At 73.5% G+C, this 13269-nt stretch carries 11 protein-coding genes; 7 read left to right on the top strand and 4 right to left on the bottom strand.

Features of this window, described 5'->3' with window-relative positions; genetic code table 11:
- The 3 genes from D3218_RS14395 to tkt all read right to left on the bottom strand — a co-directional run bounded on the left by D3218_RS14395 (position 1) and on the right by tkt (position 3961).
- Positions 1–861 (bottom strand): HAD family hydrolase, encoded by an 861-nt coding sequence (locus tag D3218_RS14395; RefSeq protein ID WP_119540783.1) that lies wholly within the window; start codon positions 859–861, stop codon positions 1–3.
- Positions 842–1819, bottom strand: a complete 978-nt coding sequence (gene gnd / locus D3218_RS14390; RefSeq protein WP_119540782.1) for a phosphogluconate dehydrogenase (NAD(+)-dependent, decarboxylating) — start codon at positions 1817–1819, stop codon at positions 842–844. The genes D3218_RS14395 and gnd overlap by 20 nt, the downstream gene beginning before the upstream one ends.
- A gap of 81 nt (positions 1820–1900) precedes the next feature.
- Complete coding sequence (gene tkt, locus D3218_RS14385; protein ID WP_119540881.1) at positions 1901–3961, bottom strand: transketolase; 2061 nt, start codon at positions 3959–3961, stop codon at positions 1901–1903.
- Positions 3962–4302: 341 nt separating this feature from the next.
- On the opposite strand from tkt, the gene exbB reads away from it, so the two are divergent.
- Genes exbB through D3218_RS14370 form a run of 3 tightly spaced genes read left to right on the top strand, consistent with a single transcriptional unit; the run spans position 4303 to position 6856 of the window.
- Positions 4303–5454, top strand: a complete 1152-nt coding sequence (gene exbB, locus D3218_RS14380; RefSeq protein ID WP_119540781.1) for a tonB-system energizer ExbB — start codon at positions 4303–4305, stop codon at positions 5452–5454.
- 5 nt (positions 5455–5459) lie between these two features.
- Positions 5460–5915 (top strand): TonB system transport protein ExbD, encoded by a 456-nt coding sequence (gene exbD / locus D3218_RS14375; RefSeq protein WP_119540780.1) that lies wholly within the window; start codon positions 5460–5462, stop codon positions 5913–5915.
- Positions 5912–6856 carry an energy transducer TonB family protein gene (locus D3218_RS14370; RefSeq protein WP_119540779.1) on the top strand — a complete coding sequence of 315 codons (945 nt, stop codon included), beginning with the start codon at positions 5912–5914 and terminating at the stop codon, positions 6854–6856. The genes exbD and D3218_RS14370 overlap by 4 nt, the downstream gene beginning before the upstream one ends.
- Positions 6857–6860: 4 nt before the next feature.
- On the opposite strand, the gene D3218_RS14365 is transcribed toward D3218_RS14370, so the two are convergent.
- The gene (locus D3218_RS14365; protein ID WP_119540778.1) at positions 6861–8192 is read right to left on the bottom strand and encodes an NAD(P)H-dependent oxidoreductase; all 1332 of its coding nucleotides are present in this window, start codon (positions 8190–8192) and stop codon (positions 6861–6863) included.
- A gap of 174 nt (positions 8193–8366) precedes the next feature.
- Here D3218_RS14365 and D3218_RS14360 point away from each other — a divergent pair, with 174 nt between their 5' ends.
- From D3218_RS14360 to D3218_RS14345, 4 genes are all read left to right on the top strand, one after another.
- The gene (locus D3218_RS14360; protein ID WP_119540777.1) at positions 8367–9041 is read left to right on the top strand and encodes a response regulator transcription factor; all 675 of its coding nucleotides are present in this window, start codon (positions 8367–8369) and stop codon (positions 9039–9041) included.
- Entirely contained in the window at positions 9031–11502 is a 2472-nt protein-coding gene (locus tag D3218_RS14355) for a sensor histidine kinase (protein ID WP_119540776.1), read from the top strand. Before D3218_RS14360 ends, D3218_RS14355 begins: the two co-directional genes overlap by 11 nt.
- Positions 11503–11737: 235 nt before the next feature.
- The gene (locus D3218_RS14350) at positions 11738–12688 is read left to right on the top strand and encodes a Bug family tripartite tricarboxylate transporter substrate binding protein (RefSeq protein ID WP_119540775.1); all 951 of its coding nucleotides are present in this window, start codon (positions 11738–11740) and stop codon (positions 12686–12688) included.
- Entirely contained in the window at positions 12688–13176 is a 489-nt protein-coding gene (locus D3218_RS14345) for a tripartite tricarboxylate transporter TctB family protein (protein WP_119540774.1), read from the top strand. Before D3218_RS14350 ends, D3218_RS14345 begins: the two co-directional genes overlap by 1 nt.
- Positions 13177–13269 lie beyond the last annotated feature (93 nt).

Below are 13269 nucleotides of genomic sequence, written 5' to 3'. Positions count from 1 at the left end.
TCAGGCGCCCCGCCGCGCCTCCACCAGCCGCCGGAGGAAGCGCGCGACCCCGTCCGCCTCGTTGGTCTCGGTGACGAAGCCGGCGGCCGCGCGCACCGCCTCGCCCGCCTGCCCCATGGCGACGCCGAGCCCGGCGCGCTCCAGCATGGGAATGTCGTTCGGCATGTCGCCCACCGCAGCCGTCTGCGACAGGTGCACGCCGTGCGCCTCGGCCAGGAAGCGCGCGCCGTCGCCCTTGTTGGCGACCCTGGCCGTGACATCCAGGAAGTAGAGCTGGGAGCGCACGACGTTGGCGCCGTCCCCGAGCGCCGCCGCGATCTCGCGCTCCATGCGCTCCAGCAGCGGGTGGTCGTCCGACACGCCGACGACCTTGTCGGCGCGATCGAGCCAGGGCGAGAGGTCCTCGACGATCGTCGGCTCCACGGCGGCCGCCTTGCGCTCGCGCGCCCCATGATGGGGGTCCTCGCCCTGGGCGAGCCAGAGCCCGTCGGCGAAGACCCAGACCGGGACGCCCGCCGCGTCCAGCCGCCGCACCGCCTCGCGCGCGTTTGCCGGGTCCAGTCGGTGCGCCTCGATCACTTCGCCGCCGGCCTCGAACAGGGTGCCGCCGTTGAAGGCGCCGACCGCGCCCCGGATCCCCAGCTCGCGCACGAGGTCCCCGAGGCCGCTGGCCGGCCGGGCGCTGATGAGGGTCACCGCGATGCCCGCCTCGCGGGCCGCGGCGACGGCCTCCACTGTCTCGCGCGACAGGGACTTGTCGTCGCGCACGATCGTGCCGTCGATGTCGCAGATCACGAGGCGGATCGTTTCGGCGAGGGCGATGTCGAGCGGCGCGTCCATCCTATTGCGGGATCTCGACATGGCCGCCGAAGCCGTAGCGCATCGCCGACAGCAGCTTGTCGCCGAACGTGGCGTCCTGGCGCGAGCGGTAGCGCGCGTAGAGCGCGGCGGACAGGACGTTGACCGGCACCGCCTCCTCCATCGCCGCCTCCAGCGTCCAGCGCCCCTCGCCCGAATCGGCGACGTTGCCGGAGAAGTGTTGAAGGTTCCGGTCGCCGGCCAGCGCGATGGCGGTGAGGTCGAGGAGCCAGGACGAGATCACCGAGCCGCGCCGCCAGACCTCGGCGATGTCGGGAAGGTTGAGGTCGAACCGCTCCTCCGCCGGCAGGTGCTCGGAGTTCTTGGTCTTCAGGATGTCGAAGCCCTCGGCATAGGCCTGCATCAGCCCGTATTCGATGCCGTTGTGGACCATCTTCACGAAGTGGCCGGCGCCTGCCGGGCCGGCGTGGATGTAGCCGCGCTCGGCACGGTCGTCGGGCGCGTCGCGGCCCGTGGTGCGCTCGATGTCGCCGTAGCCGGGCGCCAGCGCGTCGAACACCGGGTCGAGCTCGCGCACCGTGTCCTCCGGCCCGCCGATCATCATGCAGTAGCCGCGCTCCAGGCCCCAGACGCCGCCCGACGTGCCGACGTCGACATAGTGGATCCCCCGGGGCTCCAGTTCGCGCGCCCGGCGGATGTCGTCCTTGTAGAACGTGTTGCCGCCGTCGATCACGACGTCGCCCGGCGCGGCGATGCCGGCCAGCTCGCGGATCGTCGCCTCCGTCGGCTCGCCGGCCGGCAGCATCACCCAGAACACCCGGCGGCCCGCGAAGAGGCCCGCGAGTTCCTGCAAGGACGAGGCACCCCTGGCCCCTTCGCCCTGGAGCCCGGAGACGGCCTCCCGGTTGCGGTCGAAGACGAGGCATTCGTGGCCGTGCGCCATGAGGCGGCGGGCGATGTTGCCGCCCATGCGGCCAAGGCCGATGATCGCGATCTGCATGTGGAACCTGCGGGTTTTGCGAGATGGTGGAAAGCGGCGGACGGCGCGACCGGCGCGCCGCCCGTTCGGCGGCGGGAGAACTCAGCGCCCGGCGGCCGCCTGTTCCCGCGCGAGCTTGACGACGTTGTCGACCGTGAAGCCGAACTTCTCCTGGAGCTTGGCGATCGGGGCCGAGGCGCCGAAGGTCCTCATCACGATCTTGGCGCCCTTGGCGCCGGCATACTGGTCCCAGCCGAGCGAGCCGCCCTGCTCCACCGCGACGCGCGCCATCACGTCCGGCGGCAGGACCTCGTCGCGATAGGCCTCGTCCTGGCGCTCGAACAGATACCAGGAGGGCATGGAGACGACCCGCGCCCGGATGCCCTCGGCTTCGAGCCGCTCGCGCGCCTCGATGCAGAGCGAGACCTCCGATCCGGTGGCGAGCAGGATCACGTCCGGCCGCCCCCCGTCCGCCTCGGCCAGGACGTAGGCGCCGCGCCGAAGCCCCGAGGCGGCGGCGAGCTTCGAGCGGTCGAGCGTCGGCAGCGGCTGGCGCGACAGCACCAGCGCCGTGGGCTCGTGCGTCTGCTCCATCGCCACGCGCCAGGCCTCCGCCGTCTCGTTGGCGTCGCAGGGGCGGATCGTGTTGAGGCCGGGAATGGCGCGCAGCGAGGCGAGATGCTCCACCGGCTGGTGGGTCGGCCCGTCCTCGCCGACGCCGATGGAATCGTGCGTGTAGACCCAGACCACGGGGATCTCCATGATCGCCGACAGGCGCACGGGCGCCCGCATGTAGTCGGAGAAGACCAGGAACGTCGCGGCGTAGGGCCGGACGTAGGACAGGGCCATGCCGTTGGCGATCGCGCCCATCCCGTGCTCGCGCACGCCGAAATGCAGGTTGCGCCCGCCGTACTCGTCGGCCGAGAAGCTTCCCGCCCCCTCGAAGCCGAGCTTGGACTTGTTGGACGGGGCGAGGTCCGCCGAGCCGCCGACCAGGAACGGCACGCGCTCGGCGATGGCGTTCAGCACCTTGCCCGACGCATCGCGCGAGGCCATGCCCTTGGCGTCGGCCGGAAAGTCCGGAATGCCGGCGTCCCAACCGTCCGGCAGGCGGCCCTGGCGCATCGCGTCGATCTCGGCCGCGAGCTCGGGATGGGCCGAACGGTAGCGCGCGAAATCGGCCTCCCAGGCCTCGCGCGCCGCACGGCCCCGCCCTTCGACGCGCCCGCGGAAGTCCGCCGCGACACCGTCCGGGACGTAGAACTCGCGGTCCACCGGCCAGCCGTAGCCGCGCTTGGCGCCCTTCACGTCCTCGGCGTCGAAGGCCTCGCCGTGGGCGGCCGCCGTGCCCTGCTGCTTGGCGAGGCCGTAGCCGATCACGCTGTCCACAACCACGAGCGTCGGCCGGTCGTCGGTGCGGCGGAACGCCTCGACCGCCTCGCGGATCGCGCCGAGGTCGTTGGCGTCGGAGACGTGGAGCGTCTTCCAGCCGTAGCCCCGAAACCGCTCGGCGACGTCCTCGGAGAAGGCGAGGCTGGTGTAGCCCTCGATCGACACCTTGTTGTTGTCGTAGATCCACAGGAGGTTCGAGAGCTTCAGGTGGCCGGCCAGCGAGGCGGCCTCGGAGGACACGCCCTCCATCATGTCGCCGTCGCCGCACAGGACGATCACGTCGTGGTCGAAGACCTTCGCCTCGGGCCGGTTGTACCGGGCGGCGAGCCAGCGCTCGGCGATCGCCATGCCGACCGAGTTGCCGCAGCCCTGGCCGAGCGGCCCCGTGGTGGTCTCGACGCCCGTCGTCATCCGGTACTCGGGATGGCCCGGCGTCTTGGAGGAGAGCTGCCGGAACGCCTTGATGTCGTCCAGCGAGACGGCGGGCTTGCCGGTCTTGCGCCCCTCGGCGTCGATCTCCTCGACGCCGGCGAGATGCAGCACCGAATAGAGCAGCATCGAGCCGTGGCCGACCGACAGCACGAAGCGGTCCCGGTTCGGCCAGTCCGGACAGCCGGGGTCGTAGCGCATGAACTCGGTCCACAGCGCGTAGGCGACGGGCGCAAGGCCGAGCGGCGCGCCGACATGGCCGGAATGGGCCTTCAGCACCGCGTCCATCGACAGGGTGCGGATCGTGTCGATGGCCGCCTGCTCGGGCGAGCCGCCCGTCATGGAGCCGTGATCGGGTGTGGCGGGGTTCGCGCTCATGCGGCGTTCCTTTCGCGGGGTCCGACGCGGCGCGGCACCCAAGCTGGCGGCGCGGCGTCTCGTGTCTGCGAGCTATGGTGGGGCACGCCCGGGCCATGTCGATGGGGCGGACCGCGAAGCGGGTGCCGATCGCCGCTGCGCCCGGCCGGCCGGGGAGAAACCGTGCGGGGGCTTGTGCGACCGCGACCCGGTGCGTATGGAAAACCTGACTTCACTGTTCATGTATTGCCAGCAAGCGACCGGCTCCCGCCGGTTCGCACAGCGGCACGGGCGACGCCTCGCCCGATCGGCGAAAAAGGTCGACAATGGCAAAGCACACGCTTTCTCTCGCAGGACGCATCCGGGCCCGCACGGGGCGCGCGGCCCTCGGCGCCGTTCTCGCCCTGCCGCTTCTGGCGACCGGTGTGGGCGCGCAGGAGCCGCCCGCCACCCCCGCCACCAACCAGACCGCACCCGCCACGCCCCCGGCCGCCCCCGCCGAGGCCCCGGCGCCCGGCACGGCGACCGACACGGCTCCGGCTCCCGGCGCGCCGAGCCTCCTGCCGCCCTCGCCCTCGGCGGCGACGCCCGGCACCGCCTTCCCGTCGGGAATGCCCGACGCGATCGCCCCGCTCGGCCAGCCGTCCGAGGCGGCCGACGAGCCCGCACCGGCTGCCGGCGAGCCGGCGCTCGGGCCTTCCGCGGTCGGTGGGACCGGGGACGGCGCGGCCGTGCCGGAGGCCGCCGCGGCCGCCACCCTGCCGCACGACCTGTCCCCCTGGGGCATGTTCATGGCTGCCGACTACGTGGTGAAGGCAGTGATGGTCGGCCTGGCCTTCGCTTCCGTCGTCACCTGGACGATCTGGCTCGCCAAGGTGCTGGAGCTCGTGGCGGCCAAGACCCGCGCCGGATCCGGCGTCCGGCGGCTCGGCCGGGCCGAGGGCCTGCCGTCCGCGGACGCCGTGGCCGCCGACGGCTGGAAGCGCGGGCCCGTGGCCGCCATGGTGCGCACCGCCGCCGAGGAGCGCGCCCGCTCCGCCGGCCTGCCCGCCGAGGGCGTCAAGGAGCGCGTGGCCGCCGCGCTCCAGCGCATCGAGGCGCGGGCGGGACGGCGCATGGCGCGCGGCACCGGGCTTCTCGCCACGATCGGCTCCACGGCGCCCTTCGTCGGCCTGTTCGGCACGGTCTGGGGCATCATGAACTCGTTCATCGGCATCAGCCAGGCCAACACCACCAACCTCGCCGTGGTCGCGCCCGGCATCGCCGAGGCGCTGCTCGCCACCGCCATCGGCCTCGTGGCCGCCATCCCCGCCGTGATCATCTACAACGTCTTCGCGCGCGCCATCTCCGGCTACCGGGCGGTTCTGTCCGACGCCTCGGCCGCCGTGCTCCAGCACCTGTCGCGCGATCTCGACCGGGCCAAGTCCGCCGGCGTATCGGGCCGCGCGCCCTACCCGCGCTCGGCGGCGGCGGAGTAGGCGCGATGGGTGTCAGCCTGAAGAGCTCCGACGACGACGATTCGGGCGAGGTCTCCGAGATCAACGTCACGCCGTTCATCGACGTCGTCCTCGTGCTTCTCATCATCTTCATGGTGGCCGCGCCGCTCTCGACGGTGGACGTGCCGGTGGATCTCCCGGTCTCCAACGCCCAGCCGCAGCAGCGCACCGACGAGCCGATCTACCTCACCGTGCAGGACGACCTGAACCTCGTGCTCGGCGAAGAGGCCATCGCACGCGAGGCGCTGCGCGCGGTGCTCGACCGGCGCACCGACGGCAACCGCGAGGAGCGCATCTTCCTTCGCGCGGACTCGGCCGTGGCCTACGGCGACCTGATGGAGGTCATGAACAGCCTGCGCGACGCCGGCTACCTCAAGATCGCCCTGGTGGGCCTGGAGAACACGGGGGCCGCCCCTGCGGCCGGGGCCGCCGCGCAGCCATGACGCTGGCCCGCCCCGAAGATCTCGAGCGCGGCTCGGCCTTCGCGAGCGCCGCACGCTGGGGTGCGGCGATGCTGGCCATCGCCACCGCCCATGCGGCGGCCGCCTGGTTCTTCGTCCACATGCCGCCCGTGGCGACCGCCCCCGCCGGCGCGCCCGAGGCCCCGATCCTGATCGAGCTCGCGCCGCCGGCGGCCGAACCGCCCGCCGCCCCTTCCGTCGAGGCCCCCGAGCCCGCCGTGGAGCCGGAGGCGACGCCGCCCGAGCCGGTGCCGCCGGAGCCTGCGCCGCCCGAGCCGCAGCCCGAACCCGAACCGCCGCCGCCGGAGCCCGTGCCGCCCCCGCCGGAGCCGGAGCCCCCGCCCCCGGTCGAGGAGCCCCCTCCGCCCGTCGAGGAGCCGCCGCCCGTCGAGGAGCCGGAACCCGAGCCGCTGCCCGAGCCCGAACCGCCGCCCGTGGTCGAGCAGCAGGCCGAGGCCGTGATCAACGCGCCGATCCCGCGCGCGCGGCCGCGCCCGCCCGAGCCGAGGCGCGAGGTCGCAGAGAAGCGTCCCGAGCGTACGCAGAGGGTCGAGCGCGAGCGTCCCCGGCCGGTGCGCCGCCAGCCCGCCGCTCCGGCGTCCAGCGCCTCGCGCGCCGCTCCCGACGCGTCGCAGGGACAGCGTGCGCGCCCCAGCGTGTCCCCCGCTCGCTGGCAGTCGCAGGTCCAGGCTCGGCTGAACCGCTTCAAGCGCACGCCGCGCGGAGGCGGCACGGGCACGGTGCGCGTGTCCTTCACCATCACGGGCAGCGGTTCCGCCAGCGGCATCCGCCTGTCGGGATCGTCCGGCAACCCCGTGCTGGACGAGGCCGCGCTCTCGCTGGTGCGCCGCGCCAGCCCCTTCCCCGCGCCGCCCGACGGCGGCAGCATCTCGCTGACCGTGCCGATCGCCTACACGCGCTAGCGCGTCAGGCGACCTGCCCCACGAACCGCTCGTCCGCCGCGTCCAGCGCGCGGCGGACCCGGGTGATCTCCAGCGTCCCGTCCGGCTCCGCGTTGGCGTAGGTGATCCGTTCGCCCGCCTTGACCGGCGCCGTCACCCGCGCGCCCTCGGCAAGCCCCAGCGGCAGGCCGCCGGCCGCGCGCGCCTCGCCCCAGGTCATCGCGAAACCGCGATACTGCGTCTCGCCGATGCGCCCGAGCACCTCGCCGGGCGCGAGGTCTCGCTTGGCCACGGCGACGCATTCGGCCACGGGCCGCTCCAGCGGCTCCATGTGCGGGCGGCGATGGACGGCGGCGTGGATCGCCGAGAGCGGCACCTCGATCGAGGTGAGATGGAACGGACGGAACAGGGCGAAGCAGGGACCGGGGCCGACCTTAAGGTCGGCGATGCGCTCGGTGACGCGCGGATGGCGGCCCCGCACCACGCAGAAGACGCCCGGCGCGACGCCCCGGCCGATCGTGTAGTCGACGCAGCCCATGCGCGACAGGATGCCGCCGTCCTCGCGCGTGCACAAGACCTGCGCCAGGTCCTCGGCCGTCGCGTTCGGCCCGTGCATGCCCGGCACGTCGGGCACGAGCCCGGTGGCGTTGGCGATCGCCACCATCTCCACCATGGTCTTGGAGCCGTCCACGAACTCCACCAGCATGCGCGCGTTCATGTTGCGGCGGGCGGCCTCCGCCTCGTAGTCGGCGGGCACGGCGTTGAAGTCGAGCGGGTTGTTCTTGCCCTTGCCGGCGCACACGATGTCGAGCCCGAGCGATTGGGCGAGGCCGATCAGCTCGATCGTCGCGTGCGGCTCGTCGCCCGCCGCGCCGGTATAGACGACGCCCGCCGCCTTGGCCGCCGCGTTGAGGTGGCGCCCCACGGCGATGTCCGCCTCGACGTTCAGCATCACCACGTGCTTTCCGGACGCGAAGGCCCGGAGCGCCAGCGCGGTGCCGAAGCTCGGGCTGCCCGTGGCGTCCACCACCACGTCGATCCGCCCCGCCTCGCACAGGAGCGCGGCGTCCGGCACGATCGCCGCGCGCCCCGCCTCGATCGCCGCGTCCACGGCCGAGGCCGTCTCGGCGCGCGCGCACGCCTCCGGCGCATGTCCGGCATAGACGAGCGCGGACTGCGTCTCGGCGGGGCGCGAGGTCGACACGGCGCCGAGCCGCACGCCGGGCATCAGCCGGAGCTGGACCAGGAGGTCGATGCCCATCTGCCCCGCCCCGGCGACCCCCACCGTCACCGGCCCGTGCCGCTCCGCATGGGCCATGAGTTCGGCGGCGAGGCCGACGCGCGCGATGGAGTGCATGGGCGGGAAGCCTTCTCGTTCGCGCCGCGACGGCGGGCGCCTGCGCGCGAGCGATAGCGGCAGCGGGCGGCACGGCGCAACCGTTCCTGGTGTCACATCGCCGCCATGGTTCCCAACCGGCGCCCCAAACCCTATGGTCGGCGCTTTCCGACCGATCGGCGAGACCGGCTTCCCATGCGCATGCTCCTGGTGGAGGACAACGAGGGCCTCGGCGACGCGGTGAACCGCCATCTGCGCGGGGCGGGCCACGCGGTGGAATGGGTCAAGACCGCCGAGGACGCGGTGGAGGCCTTGGGGCTCGACACGTTCGACGCCGTGATCCTCGACCTCACCCTGCCGGCCCGCGACGGGCTCTGGGTCATCTCGCAACTTCGCCGCGCGCGCTCGGCCGTGCCCGTCCTCGTCATGACGGCGCGTTCGGAGATCGACGACAAGGTCAGCCTTCTCGACCAGGGGGCGGACGACTACCTCGTGAAGCCCTTCGACCTGCGCGAGCTCGACGCGCGGCTGCGCGCCCTTCTGCGCCGCCCGGCGGGCCAGACCTCCAGCGTCTCGGCCTTCGGCGACCTGACGGTGGACCTCGCGGGCCACGCGGTGAGCCGGGGCGGCGAGAGGCTGGACATCGGCCGGCGCGAGTTCCGCCTCCTGGAGATCCTCCTGTCGCGGCCCGGCGTCGTGGTGGGCAAGGAACAGCTCATGGCCCAGCTCTTCTCCTTCGACGAAGCGGTCTCGATCAACGCGCTGGAGCTCTACGTCTCGCGCCTGCGCCGCAAGCTCGAGGGCTCGGCGCTGGAGATCGGCACCGTGCGGGGCCTCGGCTACGTCGCCCGGGTGCGCGATGGCGCCTAGGCCGATCTCCATCCGGCGGCGCGTGCTGGTGGCGGCGACGCTGCTGCTCGTGCTCGCCGCCCTGGTTCTCGTCGCCTTCGTCCGCGACTATGCCGAGCGCGCGTCCGAGCGGGCCTTCGACCGCCTGCTCGGCGCCTCGGCGCTGACCATCGCCGGCGCGGTGCAGCTCCAGGAGGGCGCGGTCACGGTGGAACTGCCGCTCGCCTCCTTCGCCATGTTCTCCGGCAGCGACCGCATCTTCTACGCCGTGGAGGCCCCGGACGGGACCAACGTCACCGGCTATGGCGACCTGTCGAAGGGCCTGCCGCCCGAGGACGACAGCGAGCCCACCTTCGCGGACGCGGTGTATCGCGGCCAGCCGGTGCGGGTGGCGAGCGCCGGGCGCCTCGTGTCCACCGCCTCGGGCACCGGCTGGGCCACGGTGCGGGTCGCCGAGACGCTGGGGGAGCGGCAGGCGCTGGCACGCGAGATCTTCGGCAACGCGCTGCTGCCGGTGGTGGCGCTCCTCTTCCTGGCGCTCGCGATCCTTTGGTTCGGCATCGGGCGCGCCTTCCGCCCGCTCCTGTCGCTGGAGCGGCACCTGCGCGCCCGCGCGCCGGAGAACCTCGCCCCGGTGGACCTGCCCGTGCCGCAGGAGGCCGCCCAGCTCGTGGGCGCGCTCAACGACTTCATGGCCCGGCTGCGCTCGGCGCGCGAACGGCTGGAGGCGCTGGTGGCCGAGGCCGCCCACGAGGTGCGCACCCCCCTCGCGTCCCTGCGCCTCCAGGCGGAGGTGGCCCGCGGCGAACGCGACCCGGAGGCGCTCAAGGCGCAGGTCGCGCGCATCCACGAAGGGGCGGTGCAGGCGAGCCAGCTCGTCTCGCAGCTCCTGATGGACGCCACGATCTCCCATCGCCTCGACACGGCGCCCGCCGGCGCGACGCCGGTGGGCGCCGTGGTGGCCGAGGTGGTCCGCCGCCTCGATCCCGACACCGCCGGCCGGGTCGGGGTGCGCATCGAGCCCGGCCTTGCCGAGGCGGCGCTCGGCGCCGACCGCGTGGTGCTGCGCGAGATGCTGCGCAACCTCGTGGACAACGCCCTCACCTACAGCGCCGGGCCGGTGGAGATCTCGGTCGCCGCGCTGCCCGGCGGCGCGATCGGCATCGACGTCGCCGACCGGGGGCCCGGCATTCCGGCGGACGAGCGCGAGGCGGTGTTCCGGCGCTTCCGCCGGGGCGCCGCCGCGGCCGGCACCAACGGATCGGGCCTTGGCCTGGCGATCGTGCGCCGCGCGGTGGAGGCGCAGCGCGGCCGCATCGCGCTGGAGGACAGGCCGGGCGGCGGGCTCCTGGCGCGCCTCGCCCTGCCGCGCGCGGACGGAACGGCCGGGCCCGCCGGCGCGGCCGTCGGCGGCGGGACCCGCGCGCTCGCCTCGGTGGCGCTTGTCCTGCTCCTGGCGCTGCCCGTCGGCGCCGCGGGCGCGGCCGAGACCGTGTATCCCGCGCCCGACGGCTCGCGCGAGACGCGGCTGAGCGTCCTCGGCGCCACGGACACCGGCCTTTTCGCCCATCTCGTGCGCGGCTTCCAGGACCACCGGCCCGACGTCACCGTGGTCTACCAGGAAGGCGAGACGCTGCCGATCTTCGACGCCTTCGCCAAGGGCCTCTCGCCGCCGCCCGACCTGATGGTGAGCTCGGCCTCCGACCTCCAGGTCAAGCTCGTGAACGACGGCTACGCGCGCGCGCTCGACGTGCCGGGCGCGGCGGCGCTGCCCGGCTGGGCGCAGTGGCGCTCCGAGCTGTTCGGCTTCACCTTCGAGCCGGCGGTGATCGTCTACGATCCCGACGCGCTGGCCCCCGAGGAGGTGCCCCGCAGCCACCTGGAGCTCGCCGAGCTCCTGGAGCGGCAGGCGGTGCGGCTCGCCGGCCGGATCGCCACCTACGACGTCGCGCGCTCGGGCGTCGGCTACATGCTGGCGAGCCAGGACCAGTCGGTGTCGTCCTACTTCTGGCGCCTGGCGAGCGCCTTCGGGCGCGCGGGCGTGCGCCTGTCGGGCGCCAGCCCCGCGATCCTCGACGGCATCGAGCGCGGCGAACTCGCGCTTGGCTACAACGTGCTCGGCTCCTACGCCTTCGCGCGCCAGGCGGCGGGCGCGCGGATCGGCATCGTGGTGCCGGACGACTACGTGCTGGTGGTCACGCGCTCGATGTTCGTGCCCGTGGGCGCCCGGCGGCCCGATCTCGGCGAGGCGTTCCTGGAGTTCGCCCTGTCCACGGAGGGGCAGTCGATCCTGGCGGGACCGGCCGCGCTGGGCGCCGTGGTGCTGGGCGCGCAGGGCATGTGGACCGCCGAGCACATCGCCGCCCTCGGTCGCGGGGCCGTGCAGCCGGTGCCGCTCGGGCCTTCGCTCCTGGTCGGGCTGGACCGGCAGCGGCGTGCCCGTTTTCTGGACACGTGGATGGAGATCGTCGCACCGCAATAAGGCAGGCGCGGCCGGTGACAGGTTTTTGACAGGAACCCTTTGTTAGGATGTTTCCAGACGGCCGGGGAGGCTGGATGCGACCGTGGGCGGGCCTCGAGGGCTGCGCGCCATCGACCGGACGGCCTGGAGGGGCGGAACGGTCGTCCGAGACCGCCGTGCCGGTCGCCGCCGTCCTTCCCGCGACCATCGGCCGTTTCCAAGGACGCTCGACGTCGCCATTCGGGAGGATCATTCCATGAAGTCCATGCTGCTGGGCGCGTTCGCCGCCCTTCTCGTTTCCACCAGCGCCTTCGCCCAGGCGCCCGCCTACGAGATCGTGGCGCCCGCCTCGCCCGGCGGCGGCTGGGACCAGACCGCTCGCGCCATGCAGAACGTCCTGCAGGAGACCAAGCTCGCCAGCAACGTGCAGGTGGTCAACGTTCCGGGCGCCGGCGGCACGATCGGTCTCGCCCAGTTCGTGTCCACCAAGTCGGGCAACCCGGACGCGCTGCTGGTCGGCGGCTACGTGATGGTGGGCGCGATCCTGACCAACAAGTCGCCGGTCACGCTCGACCAGGTGACGCCGATCGCCCGCCTCACCGGCGAGGACGAGGCCATCGTGGTGCCCGCCGCCTCGCCCTACCAGACCATCGACGACCTCGTGGCGGCGATGAAGGAGAACCCGGGCGCCGTGGCGATCGCCGGCGGCTCGGCGGGCGGCACCGACCACATCGCGGCCGGCCTCCTCGCGCAGGCCGTGGGCGCCGATCCCAAGGCCATCAACTACATCGCCTTCTCGGGCGGCGGCGAGGCGCTGGCCGCCATCCTCGGCCAGCAGGTCGCGGCCGGCATCTCGGGCTACGGCGAGTTCGAATCCCAGGTGAAGGCCGGCACGCTGCGCCTCCTCGCCACCACCGGCGCCGAGCGCGTCACCGGCTCCGAGGCCCCGACGCTCAAGGAGTCGGGCATCGACATGGAGCTGCAGAACTGGCGCATGGTGGTCGGTGCGCCGGGCATCTCCGCCGAGCAGACGGCCGCCCTCACCGCCAACATGGAGAAGATGGTCCAGACCCCCGAATGGAAGGCGGTGCTGGAGCGCAACAACTGGGTCGACACGTTCCTGGCCGGCGACGCCTTCAAGGCCGAGCTCGCCAAGAACATCGAGGACACGCGCAAGGTCCTCACGGCGATCGGCCTCGTCCAGTAATGAGCGCGCCGTCGGACCATGCGCCGACCGGACGCCGCCCCGACCGGGCGGCGTTCGCCATCGGCATCGGGCTCGCGGTGCTCGGGCTCCTCGTGCTTCTGGACGCCAGCCAGATCGGCGGCGGCGCCTATGCCCGCATCGGGCCGGCGACCTTCCCGATCCTGATCGGCTGCGCCCTCGTGGTCCTGGCCGGCTGGACCATGGTGGAGGCCTGGCGCGGCGAGTTTCCCGAGCGTGACCACGACGAGTTCGCGCCCATCGTCTGGATCGTCGGCGGGCTGGCGGCGCAGCTCCTGCTGCTCACCACCGCCGGCTTCTCGATCGCCACCGGCCTTCTGTTCGCGGCGACCGCTCGGGCCTTCGGCAAGCGTCGGCTGTACATGTCGATCCCCGTCGGCATCCTGCTCAGCCTCGCCATCTGGCTGATGTTCACGAAGATCCTGAACCTGGCGCTGCCGGCCGGCCCGCTGGAACGCCTCTTCGGCTGAGCCCCCGCCTCCGGCCCGGTGCCGGAGGCCCGCCCCCTTCGGCGCCCGCCGCCCGCGCGGCCGGTCGCGCCCGCTCGAAACACGGGTCCCCAA

The sequence above is a fragment of the Aureimonas flava genome, from assembly GCF_003583935.1.
Lineage (GTDB): Bacteria > Pseudomonadota > Alphaproteobacteria > Rhizobiales > Rhizobiaceae > Aureimonas > Aureimonas flava.
Note: the sequence above shows the minus strand (reverse complement) of the source record. Positions and strands in the feature narration are given on the sequence as shown.